The sequence below is a fragment of the Arthrobacter sp. fls2-241-R2A-200 genome, from assembly GCF_030209745.1.
In the GTDB taxonomy this organism is placed as follows: Bacteria; Actinomycetota; Actinomycetes; order Actinomycetales; family Micrococcaceae; genus Arthrobacter.
The window spans coordinates 89,659-109,676 of the sequence record NZ_JARVRJ010000002.1 but is presented as its reverse complement, the minus strand read 5'-3'; the positions used below and the strand labels follow the sequence as shown (position 1 = coordinate 109,676).

The 20,018-nt window shown below is 62.8% G+C and carries 18 protein-coding genes; 15 read left to right on the top strand and 3 right to left on the bottom strand.

Going from position 1 to position 20,018, the window contains the following annotated elements; translation table 11 throughout:
- Window positions 1–22: 22 nt before the first annotated feature.
- Both QRN42_RS02670 and QRN42_RS02665 read right to left on the bottom strand, forming a co-directional pair.
- Window positions 23–1,519 (bottom strand): DUF349 domain-containing protein, encoded by a 1,497-nt coding sequence (locus QRN42_RS02670; RefSeq protein WP_284977970.1) that lies wholly within the window; start codon window positions 1,517–1,519, stop codon window positions 23–25.
- A gap of 66 nt (window positions 1,520–1,585) precedes the next feature.
- Window positions 1,586–2,377: a peptidylprolyl isomerase gene (locus QRN42_RS02665; protein ID WP_284977969.1), complete on the bottom strand. Its 792-nt coding sequence runs from the start codon at window positions 2,375–2,377 to the stop codon at window positions 1,586–1,588.
- 206 nt (window positions 2,378–2,583) lie between these two features.
- On the opposite strand from QRN42_RS02665, the gene hisS reads away from it, so the two are divergent.
- The 3 genes from hisS to QRN42_RS02650 all read left to right on the top strand — a co-directional run bounded on the left by hisS (window position 2,584) and on the right by QRN42_RS02650 (window position 6,666).
- Window positions 2,584–3,957 carry a histidine--tRNA ligase gene (gene hisS, locus QRN42_RS02660; protein ID WP_284977968.1) on the top strand — a complete coding sequence of 458 codons (1,374 nt, stop codon included), beginning with the start codon at window positions 2,584–2,586 and terminating at the stop codon, window positions 3,955–3,957.
- 66 nt (window positions 3,958–4,023) lie between these two features.
- The gene (gene aspS / locus QRN42_RS02655; RefSeq protein ID WP_284977967.1) at window positions 4,024–5,802 is read left to right on the top strand and encodes an aspartate--tRNA ligase; all 1,779 of its coding nucleotides are present in this window, start codon (window positions 4,024–4,026) and stop codon (window positions 5,800–5,802) included.
- Window positions 5,803–5,874: 72 nt separating this feature from the next.
- Window positions 5,875–6,666 (top strand): GNAT family N-acetyltransferase, encoded by a 792-nt coding sequence (locus QRN42_RS02650; protein WP_284977966.1) that lies wholly within the window; start codon window positions 5,875–5,877, stop codon window positions 6,664–6,666.
- Between the two features lies 1 nt (window position 6,667).
- Here QRN42_RS02650 and QRN42_RS02645 read toward each other — a convergent pair whose 3' ends face one another.
- Window positions 6,668–7,243, bottom strand: coding sequence for a Vms1/Ankzf1 family peptidyl-tRNA hydrolase (locus tag QRN42_RS02645; protein ID WP_284977965.1), 576 nt, complete (start codon window positions 7,241–7,243; stop codon window positions 6,668–6,670).
- Between the two features lie 41 nt (window positions 7,244–7,284).
- Here QRN42_RS02645 and QRN42_RS02640 point away from each other — a divergent pair, with 41 nt between their 5' ends.
- From QRN42_RS02640 to QRN42_RS02585, 12 genes are all read left to right on the top strand, one after another.
- Window positions 7,285–8,781: a replication-associated recombination protein A gene (locus QRN42_RS02640; protein ID WP_284977964.1), complete on the top strand. Its 1,497-nt coding sequence runs from the start codon at window positions 7,285–7,287 to the stop codon at window positions 8,779–8,781.
- Between the two features lie 167 nt (window positions 8,782–8,948).
- Entirely contained in the window at window positions 8,949–9,569 is a 621-nt protein-coding gene (gene rpsD, locus QRN42_RS02635; protein WP_284974543.1) for a 30S ribosomal protein S4, read from the top strand.
- A gap of 258 nt (window positions 9,570–9,827) precedes the next feature.
- Entirely contained in the window at window positions 9,828–10,202 is a 375-nt protein-coding gene (locus QRN42_RS02630; protein ID WP_284974544.1) for a DUF948 domain-containing protein, read from the top strand.
- Between the two features lie 23 nt (window positions 10,203–10,225).
- The gene (locus QRN42_RS02625; RefSeq protein WP_284977963.1) at window positions 10,226–10,456 is read left to right on the top strand and encodes a DUF6167 family protein; all 231 of its coding nucleotides are present in this window, start codon (window positions 10,226–10,228) and stop codon (window positions 10,454–10,456) included.
- A 113-nt stretch (window positions 10,457–10,569) separates the two neighbouring features.
- On the top strand, window positions 10,570–13,248 hold the full coding sequence (gene alaS / locus QRN42_RS02620) for an alanine--tRNA ligase (protein WP_284977962.1): 2,679 nt from the start codon (window positions 10,570–10,572) through the stop codon (window positions 13,246–13,248).
- Between the two features lie 2 nt (window positions 13,249–13,250).
- Window positions 13,251–13,841, top strand: coding sequence for a Holliday junction resolvase RuvX (gene ruvX, locus QRN42_RS02615; protein WP_284977961.1), 591 nt, complete (start codon window positions 13,251–13,253; stop codon window positions 13,839–13,841).
- On the top strand, window positions 13,838–15,661 hold the full coding sequence (gene mltG / locus QRN42_RS02610; RefSeq protein WP_284977960.1) for an endolytic transglycosylase MltG: 1,824 nt from the start codon (window positions 13,838–13,840) through the stop codon (window positions 15,659–15,661). Before ruvX ends, mltG begins: the two co-directional genes overlap by 4 nt.
- Entirely contained in the window at window positions 15,658–16,524 is an 867-nt protein-coding gene (locus tag QRN42_RS02605; RefSeq protein WP_284977959.1) for a shikimate dehydrogenase family protein, read from the top strand. The genes mltG and QRN42_RS02605 overlap by 4 nt, the downstream gene beginning before the upstream one ends.
- A gap of 26 nt (window positions 16,525–16,550) precedes the next feature.
- Complete coding sequence (aroC, locus tag QRN42_RS02600) at window positions 16,551–17,750, top strand: chorismate synthase (protein WP_284977958.1); 1,200 nt, start codon at window positions 16,551–16,553, stop codon at window positions 17,748–17,750.
- A gap of 2 nt (window positions 17,751–17,752) precedes the next feature.
- On the top strand, window positions 17,753–18,325 hold the full coding sequence (locus QRN42_RS02595) for a shikimate kinase (protein ID WP_284977957.1): 573 nt from the start codon (window positions 17,753–17,755) through the stop codon (window positions 18,323–18,325).
- Window positions 18,322–19,413, top strand: a complete 1,092-nt coding sequence (aroB, locus tag QRN42_RS02590; RefSeq protein ID WP_284977956.1) for a 3-dehydroquinate synthase — start codon at window positions 18,322–18,324, stop codon at window positions 19,411–19,413. The genes QRN42_RS02595 and aroB overlap by 4 nt, the downstream gene beginning before the upstream one ends.
- On the top strand, window positions 19,410–19,931 hold the full coding sequence (locus QRN42_RS02585; RefSeq protein WP_284977955.1) for a tetratricopeptide repeat protein: 522 nt from the start codon (window positions 19,410–19,412) through the stop codon (window positions 19,929–19,931). The genes aroB and QRN42_RS02585 overlap by 4 nt, the downstream gene beginning before the upstream one ends.
- The last annotated feature ends 87 nt before the right edge of the window (window positions 19,932–20,018 follow it).

Below are 20,018 nucleotides of genomic sequence, written 5' to 3'. Positions count from 1 at the left end.
CGGAACGGAGCCCTGCGTTCAGCTACGCGAGGTCGCTGGCAGAACGCTGGATTTGGTCAAGCCATGCCTGACGGGCGTCCAGCGCTTCCTTGGCAGACTTGATTCGGCGCTGGTCGCCGGCCTTCTCTGCTTTGTCGAGATCCTCTTTGAGGCCAGCGATAGCAGCTTCAAGCTGGGAGAGGGCGCTGTTCGTCCGAGCTTTCGTTTCGGGGTTGCTGCGCCGCCACTTCTCTTCTTCGGCTTCACGGACCGCGTCTTCAACCTTGCGCAGGCCGGCCTCGATGCGGCCCATATCTGCCCGCGGCACTTTGCCGGCCTCTTCCCAGCGGTCCCTGATGGACTGGAGGGCCTTCTTGGCAGTGTTGAGGTCGTTGATCGGAAGCAATGCTTGGGCTTCCGCAACCAGCTGTTCCTTGACGGCAAGGTTGGCCGTGTATTCCTGGTCAATCTGTTCGTTGGCTGCCTGCCGGTGGCTGAAGAAAACGTCCTGGGCGGCACGGAAGCGTGCCCAGAGGGCGTCGTCGTCCTTGCGGCTGGCGCGCGGAGACGCCTTCCACTGATCCATCAGCCTGCGGTACTCACCCGCAGCGAAGCCCCAGTCAGTGGAGGAGGACAAAGCTTCAGCCTCCGCGATGAGTGCTTCCTTGGCGGCCTTTGCAGCAGAGTTGGTGCTGTCCAGTTGCGAGAAGTAGGCGCGACGGTGCCGATCAAACACTGTGCGCGCCGAACGGAACCTCTTCCACAGTGCGTCCTCGTTGCTCCGTCCCAGCCGAACGCCGCTCTTTTGCGCAGCCTTCCACGTCTCGAAGAGCTCGTTCATGCGGGCGCTGGAGGTCTTCCACTGGATTTGAGCAGGGTCCTGGCCGGCAATCGACTCGGCTTCGGCCACGATCGCCTCGCGTGCGGCGAGCTCGGAAGCGCGAACTGCTTCATGGGCTGCCTTCTCGGACTTCTCCAACTCCACGATTTGTGCGGACAGCGTGTCCAAGCGCGCCTCGGCGCCCCGAATGTCTCCCACCATGTTCCGTTCGGCCAGCTGTTCCCGCAGGTGGGTCACGGTTTTCTGCATGTCCGTTGCCGGCGCCTTGGAACTTACACGGTGCTCCAACAGGACCACCTGGGCGATGACGTCGTCGAACTTCCGGGCAAAGTAGGCCAGCGCCTCATCGGGGCTGACGCCCGGGTACTGGCCAACAGGGATCTCTTCACCATCGAGGGAGAGGAACACGTGGCCATCGCCTTCGGCGCGTCCCCACTTGGCTGCTTCAGCCAACGCGGCCGCGGACACAGCCGGCGCGGCGGGAACGACGGCGGCCGGCGCCTTGGGCCGTGCAGCCATCGCCGCCGGGGAAGGGGCAGCAGGGGGCGTGGGCCGTGGAGCTACGGGTGAAGCAGGCGCTTCACTCTCCGGGGTGTTCCCAGTCTCGGGGATGGCATTCGCGTCCTTATCGTCGTTTGCCACGCCGGATTCGTCGGGGATCGCTGCTGCTGTTTCGTCGGATTTCTGACTGTCTGTCACCGCTAAAAGTCTTTCGCTTGGAGGGACCGCTCTGGTACTGCTCCCCGGGCTGGGGCCTGGAGTTCTCTACTTCAGAGAAAACGAGTCTATCGTGACAGGTGCCACAGGGGCGCCGTCATTATTGGTGGCGCCTGCCTGAAGGCCCGCTGCAGCGATCTTTGTGATGACGTCCAAGCCACTGGTCACCTTGCCCACCACCGTGTAACCGCCTGCTGCATCGGCAGGAATATTCGTGTCTTTGTAGATGATGAAGAACTGGTGCCCGTTGCCATATGCGTTGTTGGAGCTACGGGCCACAGCGATAGTCCCTGCCGGGTACTTGTTATCCGCCGGGGTGTTTTCCAACGGGCCCCAGTGGTAGTTCGGATCGTCGGCGCCGTCTTGGGACTTGGCGCCGCACTGGAGCAAACCGAAGGTTTGGGCTGTGGTCAGCCGGTGGCAGAGGGCGCCCTTGTAGTAGTTGGAGTCAGCCAAGGACTTGAAAACAGCAGCCGCCTGCGGGGCCACCTTCCCGTCGAGCTCGACGCCCACAACGCCGCTGTTGAGCGCCAGTTGACCCGTAAACGTCTTTCCGGCCGCCGTGTCAGCGCTCGGGATTCCCTGGCTGTTCGAAGAAGGGGAGGCCGACGCTGAGCTGAGGCCGGCTTCCGCGGCAGCGAATTCCGATTCGCTCGGATTCGAACTGAACGCGGTGAGTTGAAGCACGACGGCGAGGATCACCGCCACAGCGGCGGCACCAATGGCAAGATAGTTATCCCGTTTGCGCCTCTTGGCTTGCTCCTGCCGCAGGGCGCGCTTGGCTTCCATCTGCCGGATGCGCCGTTTCGCTTCACGGTCGTCCCGCGATCTTGTTGCCAAGAGTCCTCCTGATTGTGTCCATGATCCACGGCTGCCTGCGGGAGATCGGCACGATGCATTAGAACTGCACGCGCGGAAAGCATAAACTGACTGCCGCACATAGTTTATGCATGACCAGCTGGACGCCCGCCCCATAAACGCCAACGACGCGCTTAATCCTGGCGGCCCGCACTTTTGTCAGCTTTCTTTGAGGAGACCTTTCCACCATGGCCCGTACCGCCTCCCTGTCCGGATTCCCCGAGTGGCTTCCCCAGGAGCGCCTCGTGGAGCTCCATGTGCTCGATACGCTCCGCACCACATTCGAACTGCACGGCTTTTCCTCCATCGAGACGCGGGCCGTGGAAACCGTGGGGCAATTGCTGCGCAAAGGCGACATCGATAAAGAGGTCTACGGACTGAGCAGGCTCCAGGAGGACGACGACGCCGGTTCAGGTTCCGCCGGTACGGACTCCACCCAGCGAGCTGAGAAGGCAGATCCGAATGCCTTGGCCCTGCACTTCGACCTGACAGTCCCTTTTGCACGGTATGTCGTGGAAAATGCCGGATACTTGGCCTTCCCGTTCCGCCGCTACCAGATCCAGAAGGTGTGGCGTGGGGAACGTCCGCAGGAAGGCCGCGCCCGCGAGTTCACCCAGGCCGATATCGACGTCGTGGGCGACGGTGAGCTGCCTTTCCGCTACGACATCGAGATCGCCTTGGTAATTGCCGAAGCCCTGGGCGCCCTCCCCATCCCTGATTTCAGGCTGCGGATCAACAACCGCAAGCTCGCGGAGGGTTTCTATCGGGGCATTGGCCTGACTGACACCGCCGGCGTGCTCCGAAGCATCGACAAGCTCGAAAAGATCGGCGCCGAGAAAGTGGCGCAACTGCTCAAGAGCGAGCTTGGCGCAACGGATGAGCAAGCTGACTTGGCATTGAAGCTCGCCACCATCCGCACCGAGGACACATCGTTCGTCCAGCAGGTGCGCGCACTAGGCGTCAAGGACGACCTTCTGGATGAAGGCTTGGGCGAACTTGAACAGGTGATAGGAGCCGTGGCCCAGCGGGCCCCGGGCAAGGTGGTAGCTGATCTCAGCATCGCCCGCGGGTTGGACTACTACACCGGGACCGTAGTGGAGACCGTGTTGGTGGGCCATGAGCAGCTGGGGTCGATTTGTTCCGGCGGACGCTACGATGCCCTGGCCAGTAAGGGCAACCGCAAGTTCCCCGGCGTCGGACTTTCGATCGGCGTGACCCGCCTGGTCTCACGCATCCTCAGCCAGGAATTCGCCGTTGCCTCCCGGGCTGTGCCAACAGCTGTCCTGGTGGCCCTCAATGACGACGACAGCTGGTCTGCCGCGCAGGATATTGCGGCCGAGCTTCGCGGACGCGGGATTGCCACCGAAGTTGCCGCGAAAGCGGAAAAGTTTGGAAAGCAGATCAAGTTCGCTGACCGCCGGGGCATCCCGTTCGTATGGTTCACCAACGAGGACGGCAAGCACCAGGTCAAAGACCTCCGCTCCGGGGAGCAGGTTGACGCCGATCCCTTGAGCTGGTCGCCGTCGGAGGATGACCTGCATGTGCGGGTCACCACGGCCTGACAGGTAAACTCGGACCGGGACGCCCTTGCGGAAGTCCCCCTCATTTTTCACGCTGAAAGGAATGCTGTGCTGCGCACACATGACCTCGGATCACTTGGTTCCGAGCACATTGGACAAACCGTTACCCTGGCCGGCTGGGTGGGCCGTCGCCGTGATCACGGTGGCGTGGCATTCGTTGACCTGCGTGACGCATCCGGCGTGGCCCAGGTTGTGGTCCGCGAGGAAGAGGTTTTCCACGGACTGCGCAACGAGTACGTCCTGCAGGTGACGGGCACAGTCAACAAGCGCCCCGAAGGCAACGAGAACCCGGCGCTTGCCACAGGCGAGATCGAAGTTATCGCGGACAAGGTTGTGGTTCTCAACACCTCCGATCCGCTGCCCTTCCAGATCGATGAGCATGTCGAAGTGGGTGAGGAAGCACGCCTGAAGCACCGCTACCTCGACCTTCGCCGTCCCGGCCCGGCGCGCAACCTGCGCCTGCGTTCGGAAGCGAACCGGGTTGCCCGCGAACTGCTGCACCAGCGTGGCTACGTTGAGATCGAGACGCCCACCTTGACGCGCTCGACGCCGGAAGGCGCCCGTGACTTCGTGGTTCCGGCACGCTTGGCTCCAGGCTCCTGGTACGCCCTCCCGCAGTCCCCGCAGTTGTTCAAGCAGCTCCTGCAGGTTGGCGGCTTTGAGAAGTATTACCAGATCGCCCGCTGCTACCGCGATGAAGACTTCCGTGCGGACCGTCAGCCCGAGTTCACGCAGCTGGACATCGAGGCAAGCTTCGTTGACCAGGACGACGTTATCGAGCTTGGCGAGGCGATCGTCAAGGCGCTCTGGCAGCTCATCGACGTCGAAGTTCCCACGCCCATTCAGCGGATGACGTACTTGGATGCCATGGCGCGGTACGGCTCGGATAAGCCCGACCTCCGCTTCGGCCTGGAGTTGACCGAGCTGACCGAATTCTTCAAGGACACCAATTTTGGTGTCTTCATGGCTCCGTACGTCGGCGCAGTTGTCATGCCCGGTGGCGCCTCGCAAGCACGTCGTGCCTTGGATGCATGGCAAGAGTGGGCTAAACAGCGCGGCGCCAAGGGCCTGGCCTACGTTCTGTACAAAGAGGACGGCGAGCTCGCCGGTCCTGTTGCCAAGAACCTGACCGATGCAGAGCGTGCCGGACTGGCCGACGCCGTCGGGGCCAAGCCCGGCGACTGCATCTTCTTCGCAGCCGGGGAGAAGACCCCTTCCCGGGCGCTTCTGGGTGCAGCCCGCGTGGAGATCGGCCACCGCACGGGGCTGATCGACCCCAAGGACTGGGCATTCGTCTGGATCGTGGACGCGCCGATGTTCGAGCCTGCCGCTGCCGCAGTGGCATCCGGTGACGTGGCGGTTGGTGCAGGGCAATGGACGGCCGTCCACCACGCCTTCACCTCGCCGAAGCCGGAATTCATGGACACGTTCGACAAAGATCCTGAGTCAGCGCTTTCCTACGCCTACGACATCGTCTGTAACGGCAACGAAATCGGCGGCGGTTCCATCCGTATCCATGAGCGCGACGTCCAGGAACGCGTGTTCCAGCTCATGGGGCTGGACAAGGAAGACGCAGAGACCAAATTCGGCTTCCTTCTGGAGGGGTTCAAGTACGGCGCCCCTCCACACGGCGGCATTGCCCTTGGCTGGGACCGCGTGGTGGCGCTCCTGGCGGGCGTCGAGTCCATTCGCGACGTTATCGCCTTCCCGAAGTCCGGCGGCGGCTATGACCCGCTCACCGCGGCGCCTGCCCCGATTACGGCACAGCAGCGCAAGGAAGCGGGCGTAGATTTCAAGCCCGAAACCAAGCCTGAGACCAAGTCCTGATAGACCGGTAGCCAAAGGCTCCCCGCCATAGCGGGGAGCCTTTGGTGTTCCTGCAGAGAAAGGGTGCGCAGAGTGCTCGAACAATCGCTTCTGGAAACGCTGATGGACAAGGCCTGGCCAGCACGTGAGCGCGAGGACACGGGAGAGTGGGTACTGCGTGCATCCCAGGGCGTGACGCAACGTGCCAATTCGGTGTGGCCAAGGGACCCCGGTTGTGGCGCGGCAGGATCGTCCACCGAAACCGTCATCGCGGCTGGTGTCCGCGCGGCGTCGGAGTGGTACAGAAAGCGCCGGCTACCGTTGATCTTCCAAGTATTCGACGATCCCCGGAGCGCCACCCTCAATACTGTTTTGGATGGGCAACGCTTCTCGAAGCAGTCCGAAACCAAGATCATGGTCCGCGATGTGGGCGCACTGCCACTCCTCCCCACTGCACACAGCGTTGAGCTTTCCGAGCAGCCAACCCAGGAGTGGTTGGACCTCTGGTGGGCCGTTGACGGGCGAGGCGGCGGTGGGGAACTGGCGATTGCGCGCGAGATTCTAACGGGCTGTCCCTCGCTGTATGCGCTGGTAAGGGACGACGACGGCGTCCCGGCCGCCGTCGGACGTCTTGCCTTGGTGGATGGCTGGGGCGGTCTTTACAGCATGGCCACGTCAGCGGGGCACCGCCGGCGCGGCTACGGCACCAGGGTGCTTTCTGCCCTGCTCGACGCTGGCGCCCGGAGGGGACTGCAGGGCTTTTGGTTGTTGGTGACAGCGCCAAATGTTGGCGCGCAGGGCCTTTACGGCAAGGCTGGCTTTTCGGAATACGGCAGCTATCTGTACCGTCAGGCTCCGTTGACGCGGACGCCCGGGGGCTGCTGACTCAGGGGTTTTTTACTGTGATTCGGATGGCGCATGCGTCCGCGGCAGCCTTGGCCAGAACTGAGCTTCTGGGCTCCTGAATGTCCAGGAAGGACAGGCGCGTGCAGCCGGCCACCGCTTTGAGCAATGGATGTGCCAGAACCTGATCGACGAGAACACGGTCCCCGCCGGGGACGATGTACTCCACGCCCTGGCCGTTAAAGATCCCTGCAGCAAAGTCGGCCGTGGTCTTGGGATCGCTGTGCCGCTTCCCGCTCTTCGAGGCAAGAATTGCGGACCCGCTGGCAGCGGCAACCGCAAAACCGCCCCGCCGAACGAGCAGGATCCCGAGCCGTCGCTCCTGGGCAGCGAGGGAAACCAGGCGGTCAAGGTTGGAGGCGCCCCTGCCTGGGCGTCCGTCCACCGGCCACGGTGCCTTGAGCAGAGCAGTGGCGCCATCCCCTGCGGTGAGCAGCAGACCGTCGTCGTCGAAGTCCTCTTCTATTGCGCCGTGGCTTGCCGCGAAACGCTCCACCCACCCGTGCAGCCTGGGCGCGGGTACCAGGGCCAGGCGGGTGCTGGCTGAGGGGCGGTCCACGTCGATGTCTCCTTTGCCGTAACTATGAGTAGCCTATCCATGTGGAAGATCTCTTTGGTGCCGGTGGCCTCGACGACGACGAGTCGGAGGAGGTGCCTGCCGTTGGGGGTCCTTCGGACGCAAACTGGATGGCCTCCCAACGCAGCCCGCTAGCGGTGCGCATGCGGCCCCGTAGCTTGGATGAAGTAGTGGGCCAGCAACACTTGCTCGGTCACGGTTCACCCCTGCGACAGCTTGCGGCCGGAGTGGACGCCGCCGGTCCGGCCGGGCCCAGCTCGGTGATTCTCTGGGGGCCTCCAGGGACTGGTAAAACTACGCTGGCACACGTGATCGCCCGTGGGCCGGGCCGTAAATTTGTTGAGTTGTCAGCCATCACGGCAGGCGTCAAGGACGTTCGCCGGGTGATGGATGAGGCGTTGACAGCCCGAGACTTGTACAAAAAGACCACTGTCCTGTTCCTCGATGAGATCCACCGGTTCAACAAGGCCCAGCAGGACGCCCTGCTGCCGGGAGTCGAAAACCGCTGGGTCGTCCTGGTTGCAGCTACCACCGAAAATCCGTCGTTTTCCGTGGTGTCGCCGCTGTTGTCCAGATCCCTGCTGCTCACACTGAAGCCGCTCACCGATGAGGACATTTACGGTCTGCTGCAGCGGGCTGTTGCGGATGCCCGCGGCCTGTCGGGCCGAATCGAGCTCAGCTCCGAGGCGTTGGATCACCTGGTCCGTTTGTCCGGCGGAGACGCCCGCCGGGCGCTGACGGCACTCGAGGCCGCCGCCGGCGTGGCGTTCGGTGACAGCACCGCCGTCGTACCTGGCCCGGAAGGCAGCGCGGACGCCAGCGCGGACGACGACGCTGACGACGACGGCGAACCGGGCCTTGCGAACGACGGGGCACCTGATCCGGTGCTGGTGGAATTGCGGCACACCGAGCGTGCCCTTGACGCAGCAGCAGTCCGGTACGACCGCGCGGGTGACCAGCATTACGACGTTGCCAGCGCATTCATCAAATCCATTCGCGGTTCGGACGTGGATGCCGCGCTGCACTACCTGGCACGGATGCTTGAAGCCGGGGAAGACCCGCGCTTCGTGGCCAGGCGCATCGTCATTTCCGCTGCCGAGGACATCGGCATGGCCGATCCCACGGCGTTGCAAACGGCCGTGGCTGCAGCCCAGGCGGTGCAACTGATCGGTATGCCGGAGGGGCGCATTGTCCTGGCAGAAGCTGTGGTTCATCTGGCCACCGCACCAAAGTCCAATGCCGCCTACATGGGCTTGAATAAAGCCGTGGCGGACGTCCGCGCCGGTTTCGGTGGCGGAATTCCGATGCATCTGCGTGATGCGCACTATCCGGGTGCCAAGCAGTTGGGTCACGGCACAAGCTATAAATATGCCCATGACGAGCCACATGGCGTGGCCACCCAGCAGTATCCGCCTGATGACCTGGTGGGGAAGAACTACTATGAGCCCACCGGGAACGGTGCTGAACGGGAAATTGCGCCCCGGTTGGAACGGCTCCGCAAGATTGTCAGGGGAGAGTAGGGAAGTGGTAGCATTGATCCTTGTCTGGCATGACCCGACGCTCACATCCCTTGAAGATTCTTCAATAGTGCTGCGCCCGGGCCAGTAGCAAAAGGCAGCGGTTGGCCGATGCTCTCCCTGATGGAGGCCAGTAACACTGACACACCGCAGTAATTGGAAGGACACAAGTGGCTAACAACACTCGTGCTCGCCGTACCGCACGCCTTTCGCGTGCACTCGGCATTGCTCTGACCCCCAAGGCCGCCAAGTACATGGAGCGCCGCCCGTACGGCCCCGGTGAGCACGGCCGTGCCCGCAAGAAGCAGGACTCCGACTACGCCGTACGTCTGCGCGAAAAGCAGCGTCTGCGCGCCCAGTACGGCATCCGCGAAGCCCAGATGACCCGTGCCTTCGAAGAAGCACGCCGCACCAAGGGCCTCACCGGTGAAAACCTGGTTGAACTGCTCGAAATGCGTCTGGACGCCCTCGTGCTTCGTGCTGGTTTCGCCCGCACCATCGCACAGGCCCGCCAGCTGGTTGTCCACCGCCACATCATGGTTGACGGCGTCCGCGTGGACCGCCCGTCCTTCCGCGTTGGCGAAGGCCAGCTCATCCACGTTCACAGCCGCTCCGAGGTCATGGCTCCGTTCCAGGTCGCAGCAGCTGGTGCCCACGCTTTGAACAACGTGCCGGCTTACTTGGACGTCAAGCTCGACGCCCTCCAGGCTCGTTTGGTTCGTCGCCCCAAGCGCTCTGAGGTCCCCGTGATCTGCGAAGAGCAGCTCGTCGTCGAATTCTACGCTCGCTAAAACCAAGCAGCGCATCCAGAGAAGCCCGTGGCACATGCCGCGGGCTTCTTTGTGTAGCGGCCCTCCCTCCTATTAGTGGATGGGTTCATGCCTTTCGGTTTCGTCCCTTCGGGTTCATGCCTTCCGGTTCGTCCCTTCCTTGGCTGGCTACGGCCCATTTATAGGTAAGGTACTGGGGGAGGCTTTGGGCAATGCCCACGATGGCCCATGCAAGCCAGAGCAACCAAGGCAGTCCAACAAACCTAGGAGTTGATTTATATGACTGGTGGCGACATCGCCGGCCTTATCGCTGCAGGAGTGTTCGCGCTCCTTGTCCTGCTGTTGGCCGTGCCTATCTTGAAGCTCGGCGGCGTATTCGACGAGGTGCGGACCTCGATCCGTTCCATCAGCGATGGCGCCACGCCCCTGATGGACGAAGTCACGGCAACCGTGACCACCACCAACCAGCAGTTGAAGAAGGTCGACGGCATTGCGTCCAACGTCTCGGACGCCTCGGCTAACATCTCGGCGCTGTCCTCGCTCGTTGCTGCAACTGTGGGTTCGCCATTGATCAAAGTTGCCGCATTCAGTTACGGGGTCCGGTCCGCTTTTGCTGGACGCCGCACCCCATCTTCCGGCCGACGCAGCCGCTGAACCAACGGGAAGAACCTTAGACCATGAAAAGAATTGTTTGGATGGGCATTGGTGTGGCCATCGGTGTAATCGCTTTCCGGAAAATCAATCAGGCCCAGAACGCACTCGGCCCGGAAGGCCTCAACCGGGCCGTTGGCCGGATGGCCGATGGCCTGTACGACTTTGCCGATGCAGTCCGCTCGGGCATGCACCAACGGGAAGAAGACTTGCGCGCCGCGCTTGGCATCGAGAGCGACGGAGCAACCCGCCGCTAGTGAGCGGTTCGCTCCTGTGATCGCAACAGGGCAGAATGGAAAGCTGCGGAACGGCACCAGCCGGGTCCGCGCACATCGTGTGCAGTGAATTGAGAAGGGTAAGTAAACAGCTAATGAAGTCGCAGGAGATCACCAAACGCTGGGTGGACTTTTTTGTCAGCAAGGGTCACACCGCCGTTCCCTCCGCATCGCTCGTTTCCAGCGACCCGTCCCTTCTCTTCACCGTGGCCGGCATGGTGCCCTTTATCCCTTACCTGACCGCACGCGAAGAGCCGCCCTACAGCCGGGCCACGAGCGTTCAAAAGTGCATCCGGACCGGCGATATCGAGGAAGTGGGCAAGACCGCCCGCCATGGCACGTTCTTCCAGATGTGCGGAAACTTCTCATTCGGTGACTACTTCAAAGAAGACGCCATCAAGTTCGCCTTCGAACTTCTCACCTCAAGCGTTGACGACGGCGGTTACGGACTGCCAGCCGAACGCCTCTGGGTAACGGTGTACGAGGAAGACGATGAAGCCAAGGAATTGTGGCTGAAGCACACCGGAATCCCGGCAGAGCGCATCCAGCGTATGGGTAAGTCCGACAACTACTGGCACACCGGCCAGCCGGGTCCTGCCGGTCCGTGCTCGGAGATCTACTACGATCGTGGTCCCGCGTACGGCATCGAAGGCGGCCCGCTGGCCGATGAAACCCGCTACATCGAGATCTGGAACCTCGTGTTCATGCAGTACCAGATCGAAAATGTCCGGTCCAAGGTTGACTTCGACATCGTGGGCGAACTGCCGAACAAGAACATCGATACCGGCCTCGGCATGGAGCGCTTGGCGATGATTCTCCAGGGCGTGGAGAACATGTACGAGACCGACCAGGTCCGTCCCGTGATTGACAAGGCAGCTGAGTTGTCCGGCCGGGAGTACACCTCGGCCGAGTCGCCTGAGGATCCGCATCACACCGATGACGTCCGGATGCGCGTTGTGGCAGACCACATCCGCTCGGCCCTGATGTTGATTGCCGACGGCGTGGCACCTTCCAATGAGGGCAGGGGCTACGTCCTGCGTCGCCTGATCCGCAGGGCAGTGCGAGCCATGCGCCTCCTGGGTGTAGAGAAGGCATGCCTGCCGGATCTTTTGCCGGCCTCCAAGGACGCGATGAAGGGCGTCTACCCTGTGGTGGAGACGGACTTTGCGCGGATCAGCCGTATCGCGTACGCCGAAGAAAAGGCGTTCCTGCGCACCATCGCCTCCGGCACTGCACGACTCGAGGACGCCGTTGCTGAGTCCAAGGCCGCCGGTGTTCCGCTCTCCGGAGCCGATGCCTTCGCCCTCCATGACACGTACGGCTTCCCCATTGACCTCACCTTGGAAATGGCAGAAGAAGCAGGCCTCAAGGTAGACGAGCCCGGTTTCCGTGCTTTGATGCTGGAGCAGCGTCAGCGTGCACAGGCCGACGCCAAAGGCAAAAAGGGCGGCCACGCCGACCTCAGCGCCTACCAGGAACTTCTCGGCAAGGGCGAAACAGTCTTCACGGGTTACGACGAACTCGAGGGCGAAGCCACAGTCCGGGGCATCGTCAGCGCCGGGCGCCCCGTAGCGCACGCTTCCACTGGGGAGGAGATCGAACTCGTTCTCAACGAGACGCCGTTCTACGCCGAGGCCGGTGGCCAATCCGCAGATACGGGCCTCATCACAGGTGACGGCTTCGTCGTCGAGGTTTTGGACGTCCAGCGTCCCATCAAGGGCCTCAGCGTCCACAAGGCGATCGTCCGTGAAGGTGAGATCTCCTCAGATGCCTTGGTGCGTGCCGCCGTCGACCGTGAACGTCGCCATGCAGCAGAACAGGCGCACACCGGTACGCACATCGTGCACGCCGCCCTGCACCAGATCCTCGGTCCGGAAGCCACCCAGCGCGGCTCCTTCAACAAGGCCGGCTACCTGCGGTTCGACTTCGCCTGGGGTGAGGGCCTGAGCCCTGCTACCCGGTCCGAAATCGAAGAGGTTTCCAACATCGCCATCCGCAACAACTACCGGGTGGACACCAAAGTCATGGGACTGGCTGACGCCAAAGCGCTCGGTGCCATGGCGCTCTTCGGTGAAAACTACGGCAGCGAAGTCCGCGTTGTGGAGATCGACGGCGCGTGGTCCCGCGAGTTGTGCGGCGGCACGCACGTGTCCAACACCTCGCTGATCGGCAGCCTTTCGCTCCTCGGTGAGCAGTCCGTGGGGTCAGGAAACCGCCGCGTTGAGGCATTCGTAGGCCTCGACGCCTTCCGGCACCTGGCCGCTGAACGTGCCCTCGTGACGGAACTTACCGAATTGCTGAAGGTCCCCTCGGGACAACTCGCAGACCGTATTTCGAGCACGCTGAACAAGCTGAAGGCAACCGAGAAGGAACTTGACCGCCTTCGCAAGGAGCAGCTTGCTGCTGCTGCCGCCACGCTGGTGGGTACGGCCAAAGACGCGGCCGGCGTGCGTGTGATTGCACACGACGCCGGACAAATCGGAGGAGCCGACGATCTCCGGAACCTTGCACTGGATCTCCGGAACCGCCTGGGTTCGGAGGCTGCCGCCGTGGCAGTAGCCGGTGTCAGCAATGAGCGCCCCGTCATCCTGATCGCCACGAATGAGGCCGCCCGTGAAGCCGGAGTGAAGGCCGGCGCGCTTGTTCGCTTGGCTGCCGGGATCCTCGGCGGTGGCGGTGGCGGTAAGGACGACGTCGCACAGGGCGGCGGCACCGATGCCGGGAAGGTCCCTGCGGCCCTCACGGCAGTGGTCGACGCGATAGCCAAGCGCTAACGGTGAATTCGGCCGAAAGCAGCGACGCCTACCCCCGCGGCACCAAAGTGGGGGTAGACGTCGGGACCGTCAGGGTAGGCGTCGCGATATGTGATCCGGACGGTATCTTGGCAACCCCGTTTAAAACGGTGTTGCGGGATAGCAAGAAAAATTCGGACGTGCGCTACCTGGTCAAGCAGGCCGCCGAATTGGCTGCGGTGCAGATCTTTGTAGGCCTGCCCCGCACCATGAAGGGCGACGAGCGGGGCTCTGCACAGATGGCATCCGATTACGCCCAAGCGCTGGTTAGCGAGCTGCAACGTGTCGGATTGGACGTCCCGGTCAACCTCGTCGACGAGCGTTTGTCCACGGTCACGGCGCACCGGAACCTCCACGAAGCTGGCATGAGCAGCAAGAACCACCGTAAAGTGGTTGATCAGGTTGCTGCTGCTGGAATACTGCAGCACGCAATCGACATGCAAAAAGCCAGAGGAACGGACGTCGGCCGCCGCGTACACGCGCAGGCGGAGTCCGAAAAACCCAGCAGTGCCCCAACGCTGCGGGCTGCCTCCGGCAGTGAATCCGATTCTTCTACGAGGGGACTGCCATTGTGAGCCCGGTCAACAACGACCCCTCCAGCGGTACCGCCGGTGGCGGCATGCCGCTGACACGCAAGGAGCTGCGGGCGAGGGAACGGTTCCTCGCCACGCAAAACCAAGACGTCATCACCTTTCCCGAAGCCACGCCTGGAGCAGCAGGCGGCTCCGCCGACGTCGAGCCCGAATTGCCCCGTCCGGTGCCCGCAGTCCGGCGTCCATTTGGCGAGCAGCGGGACCCCCTGAACTTCACTCCGCCGCCAGCCCGCTCGCCTCAGGACCCCACGCCTCAGGACCCCACGCCTCAGGACGCCACGCCTCAGGACGGTACTGATCAGGGAAAGCCGGAGCACGTTGAGCCCAAGCAGCGTCACGAACACGTCCCCGTTCACGAAGAAACGGGTCACGACGGCGATGCTCACCACGACGCTGTTGTTCACGAGGGTGGTCACCACGACGCTGTTGAAGACGTTGTTCACGAAGACGTTGTTCACGAAGACGTTGTTCACGAAGACGTTGCTCACGAAGACGTTGTTCACCACGACGCTGTTCACCACGACGCTGTTCACCATGAAGCGGGGCAGGACGCGCACGTTGCCGAGGCGGATTTCGCCCACCACGATGACTTCGTCGAAGGGCACCACCTTGGTGAGGAGCACTTTGACGAGCACCCGCTGGCAGAACACCCGCTGGATGAGCATCCCCTGGATGAGCACCCCCTGGATGCCCACCATGAGCTTCTCACCCCCGTTAAGCCTGCGGTGTCGAAGGCTGCTGCGAAGAAAGCCCGGCGCCGCCGTCGTATTCTCGCCCTCCTCATCACGCTGGTTGTCTTTGTCACCGCCATAGCGGTGGGCGCCCAGTTCTTGAAGCCCCTGCTCGGAATGGACAAGGTGACGGACTACCCTGGACCGGGTACAGGCTCAGTGACCATCACCGTCCCTGCAGGTTCAGGGCCTAAGCAGGTGGCTGCGGACCTCGTTGCGAACAACGTCGTGGCTAATGCCGATGCCTTTGTGAAGGAGTTCGTCGCAGAGGGCGGGGAACTTGCCCCGGGCGACTTCACGTTCCGCACCCAGATGAAAAACAAGGATGCCGCCGCGATTCTCCTGAACAAGGACGCCTCGAAGGTCATGTACTTTGCTTTGAGTGCAGGGCTGCGCATCAGTGAGTCCCTGGATGCGATTTCCAAGGGTTCAGGTATTCCGCTGCAGCAACTGAATGCACTGAACCAGGCACCCGGGCAGTTCGGACTGCCGGCCAAGGCCAAGAACCTTGAAGGGTACCTGGCGCCGGGAGAATACCGGTTCGATCTCGGCACACCGGCCAAGGACATCATCCAGAAACTGGTCAACACCACACTGGACGAACTCAAGTCCCAAGGAATCACCGATCCCGCCAAGCAGTACGACATTGTCACCATCGCCAGCATCGTCCAGGCAGAAGGCGGACAGGCGGACTACGGCAACGTCGCAGGCGCCATTTACAACCGTCTCAAGCCCAACAACACCGAAACCGCCGGCCTCATCCAGTCCGATGCCACAGTGACCTACGGTCTCGGGAGGAAGTCTTTCCACCTGACGGATGCAGAAAAAGCCGACAAGTCCAACCCGTACAACACGTACGCCACCCCAGGGCTGCCTGCAGGTCCGATAGGCTCGCCCGGCAAGACGGCTATTGACGCCGCGGCCAAGCCAACTGCCAATGACTACCTCTACTGGGTGACCATCAACCTGGACACCAAGGAGACCAAGTTCTCCAAGACGCTGGCCGAGCACCTCACCTACGTTGCGCAGTACAACGCGTGGTGTGACGCCAACCCGGGGCGGTGCGTGTGAGTCGACGCGCCGCCGTCCTGGGGCACCCGATCTCGCATTCGAAGTCACCCGCGCTGCATATGGCGGCCTACGCCAAACTGGGCGTGGACATCGAGTACACAGCCAAGGACATCGAAGTGGGTGGGCTCCGGCCATTCATGGAGTCGCTCCGAGGGGATCCCACGTGGTGTGGGCTTTCGGTCACCATGCCCTTGAAATCGGCAATGGTCCAGGAAGTTGATGAAGTCCGGGGCGCCGCGGCTGCACTGGGTGTGATCAACACGGTTGTTTTTGAGCCCGACGGAGATTCGGTGCGTCGCGTGGGTTACAACACCGACGTTGGCGGGATCGTGGAGGCCGTGCGTTACGGAGGCGTGGCGGCCAGCCCGCACGCAGCCGTCCTCGGTGGCGGTGGCACATCAGCCGCGGCCATCGCTGCGGTTCATGAGCTTGGGGCGCGGCATGTCGATGTCTTCGTTCGTGACACCGGGCGGGCCCGCGAAGCGCAAGCTGCAGCGGCCGCCGTCGGAATTTCCCTTGCGCTCAGGCCAATCACCGAAGCAGCAGGAGCCATGGCTGGTTCGGACTTGGTCATTTCCACCCTCCCCCCGCGGGCCGCGGATGGCCTGGCCGAAGAGTTGGCATCGCTTACTGGCCAGGGGATGGGAACCGGCGCCGGAGTCCTGCTGGATGTGGCTTATGATCCATGGCCCAGCAGGCTCGCCGAGGCCTGGCAAGGGCACGGAGGCGTCGTTGTCCCTGGGCTCGAAATGCTGATGTACCAAGCAGCGGAGCAGATCCGCCGTTTCAGCGGCTGTGACGTGGATGCCTCCGTCATAGATGTGATGTGCGACTCAGTCGGGCTTCCCCGACGAGGGTTCTAGGAGCCTTACATGGCAGGATTGGTTTTATGTTGCGTTGGTTGACCGCCGGTGAATCCCATGGTCCGGCTCTGATCGGAATTATTGAAGGTGTGCCCGCTGGTGTTGAACTCACCAGCGAGCAGATTCGCGATGCCTTGGCTCGCCGCCGCCTGGGCTACGGCCGTGGCGCACGGATGAAGTTCGAGCAGGACGAGGTCATGATCCTCGGCGGCGTTCGGCACGGTCTTACCCAGGGCGGCCCCGTGGCCATTCAGGTGGGCAATACGGAATGGCCCAAGTGGGAACAGATCATGTCAGCGGACCCCGTAGCCCCTGAACTCCTCGCTGACCAGGCACGCAACGCTCCGTTGACGCGGCCCCGGCCGGGGCATGCCGATTTCACCGGAATGCAGAAATACGGTTTTGACGAGGCCCGTCCCGTCCTGGAGCGCGCAAGCGCCCGCGAAACCGCTACCCGTGTGGCATTGGGTACCGTCGCCGCACAATACCTGAAGCACTTGGGCGTGGAATTGGTCAGCCACACGGTGTCGATCGCCAGCGTCAGCGTCCCCGAGGGACGGCCGCTGCCCATGCCTCGCGACGTGATCGCCCTCGACGCCGACCCCTTGCGTTGCTTTGACCGCGAGACATCCGATGCCATGGTGGATGAAGTGGATGCCGCCCACAAGGAAGGCGAAACGCTCGGTGGCGTGGTGGAGGTACTCGCCTACGGCCTTCCTCCGGGACTCGGCAGCTACGTGCACTGGGATCGCCGCTTGGATTCCCGCTTGGCTGCAGCCTTGATGGGCATCCAGGCCATCAAGGGCGTGGAAGTTGGCGATGGTTTCCTGACCGCGACGCGCCGGGGTTCTGCTGCCCATGATGAAATCGTCAAGGATGAGGACGGCAAGATTGTCCGGCAGACCAACCGCGCGGGCGGGATCGAAGGCGGCATGAGCATCGGACAGGTTTTGCGCGTGCGTGCTGCCATGAAGCCGATTGCCACGGTGCCGCGCGCCCTGCGCACGGTCGACGTCAGCACCGGGGAGGCCGCGAAGGCCCACCACCAGCGCTCGGACGTGTGTGCCGTTCCCGCAGCGGGCGTTGTAGCTGAGGCGATGGTTGCCTTGGTCCTGGCCGAAGCGGTGGCCGAGAAATTCGGCGGCGATTCTGTTGCCGAGACCCAACGCAACCTTCAGGGCTATCTGGACAGCATCCCCGCCACCTTGGACTCGGTCGGGCGGTAGTGATGGGCCCGAATTCGGAGGGCGTTCCCGGCCTTCCGGAAGGCCCTGTTGTCCTTGTGGGACCGATGGCGGTGGGGAAGTCCGCCATTGGCCAGAGACTGGCAGACCACTTGGGCTTGCCGTTTGTGGACACGGACGCTGTCATCGTTGCCGCCCACGGAAGCATCGCCGATATTTTTGCAGGCCGTGGGGAGCACGCGTTCCGCGAGATTGAGGCCCGCGCCGTCGCCAAGTCCATCGAGTCCGCCAAGGTCCAGCCGGCCATCATTTCCCTTGGCGGCGGAGCGGTGCTTGATTCCGGTACCCAGCAGTTGTTGGGGGATTGCACCGTGGTGTACTTGGAGTGCGATCGGGAAACCGTTGCAGACCGGATTGCCCGCAATACCGGACGCCCGTTGTTGCGCGGCGATGCCCTGGGCCGGTGGGAAGCCTTGTTCGTCACCCGGCGCCCCGTATATGAGCGCCTGGCCGACGTCGTCATGGATGTCCGTTCCGGATCCGTGGCAGAAATCAGCCTCCGCCTGGAGGAGCGGCTGCGCGAGCACGCAGCCTTGAAACAGGAAGTTGAAAAGTGAGCACCGAGGCAACTGTCATCAAGGTGACCGGCCAGTCCGCGAACGAGAACTACGACGTCGTAGTGGGCCGCGGCCTGTTGGAATCGCTCCCTGCCAAGCTGGGGGAGAGGGTGCGCCGTGTCCTCGTCATCCATCCCAGGGCGCTTCGGTTGACCGGCGATACGGTCCGCGATGAGCTGGAAGCTGCTGGGTTCACGGCCCTGACTGCTGAAATTCCGGATGCGGAAGAGGGTAAGCACATCCAGGTTGCAGCCTTCTGCTGGCAGGTGCTTGGACAGAACGATTTCACGCGCTCGGACGCCATTGTCGCAGTGGGCGGTGGCGCTGTCACCGACCTCGCCGGATTTGTCGCGGCCACCTGGCTGCGTGGCGTGAAAGTCATTCACATGCCCACGAGCCTGCTCGGTATGGTGGACGCTTCAGTTGGCGGCAAGACCGGTATCAACACGGCCGAAGGCAAGAACCTCGTTGGTTCCTTCCATCCGCCTGCCGGTGTCTTGGTGGACCTGGACACCCTGCAGACGTTGCCGCGGAACGAGTTGATTTCCGGCATGGCCGAGGTCATCAAGTGTGGCTTCATCGCCGACCCGGTGATTCTTGACCTGGTGGAGAAGAACACCGATGCAGTCATGGATGCCGGCTCGGACGTTGTTCGTGAGCTCATTGAGCGTGCCATCAGCGTGAAGGCACGGGTGGTCTCCCAAGACCTCAAGGAATCCGGCCTCCGGGAAATCCTGAATTACGGACATACCCTGGGTCACGCGATTGAGCTCGTGGAGCGCTACTCGTGGCGCCACGGGGCTGCCGTGTCTGTTGGCATGATGTTTGCTGCGGAGTTGTCCCGCAGCGTCGGTCGGCTCTCCGATGCCGACGCCGATCGGCACCGTACGATCCTCGAGGGACTCGGATTGCCTATCACCTACCGCAGGGACCGATGGCAGGGCCTGCTGGACGGAATGCGGCGGGACAAGAAATCGCGTGGGGACCTGCTTCGCTTCGTTGTCCTCGACGGCGTCGCAAAACCCGGCATGCTCGAAGTTCCGGACACGTCCCTGCTCTTCGCGGCATATCAGGAAATCGCGTCATGACCATCGCTCATCCCGAGGGGGTCAGCGACTGGCCTACCGGAGGCTTCCCTGGGGTCCGAATGAATCCCGACACGCTGCTTCCCGTGGTGGTCAACGAGGACGCCATGGCAGCGGCCTTGGTGGCTTCGAATGACCCGGCTGACCACATCATGGCATTGCTGCTGGAGGACCAGCCCAAGGAAGCCGCCGAGCTCTTGGCCGAAGCGCGGTACAAGGATCCGGAATCCTTCCAGCTCCGCATTTTCGAAGCGGAAGTCCTGAGGGCGACGAGCCGCTTGGGCAGGGCAATCCAGTTGTTCCGGCAGCTGCTCCACGAGGTCCAAGGGACGCCAAGGGAAGCGCTCGTCCGGCAATACCTAGGACGCGCCTATTTCGTCAGCGGTAATGCCGTGGCGGCATCGGAGGAATTCGCCCGCGCTCTTGATCTGCGGGTCGCCATGGCAGCCGATGCCGCGTTGATCTATTCCTCCACGGTTGCGCTCCAGCGCGCCCGCAACGTCATGGATCTGGCGTCCTGACACCGCGCCAAAGGGTGCTCGCCAAGCCCACCCGGGATTTGCCGGTAGAATGGATCTTGGATTTTTGATAAATACGCGCTGGTGGGC

Coding starts and splice junctions, on each gene's coding strand:
- QRN42_RS02630 (WP_284974544.1), top strand. CDS start 9,828: ATGACTGGTGGCGACATCGCCGGCCTTATCGCTGCAGGAGTGTTCGCG.
- aroC (WP_284977958.1), top strand. CDS start 16,551: ATGTTGCGTTGGTTGACCGCCGGTGAATCCCATGGTCCGGCTCTGATC.
- hisS (WP_284977968.1), top strand. CDS start 2,584: ATGGCCCGTACCGCCTCCCTGTCCGGATTCCCCGAGTGGCTTCCCCAG.
- QRN42_RS02585 (WP_284977955.1), top strand. CDS start 19,410: ATGACCATCGCTCATCCCGAGGGGGTCAGCGACTGGCCTACCGGAGGC.
- alaS (WP_284977962.1), top strand. CDS start 10,570: ATGAAGTCGCAGGAGATCACCAAACGCTGGGTGGACTTTTTTGTCAGC.
- QRN42_RS02625 (WP_284977963.1), top strand. CDS start 10,226: ATGAAAAGAATTGTTTGGATGGGCATTGGTGTGGCCATCGGTGTAATC.
- QRN42_RS02595 (WP_284977957.1), top strand. CDS start 17,753: ATGGGCCCGAATTCGGAGGGCGTTCCCGGCCTTCCGGAAGGCCCTGTT.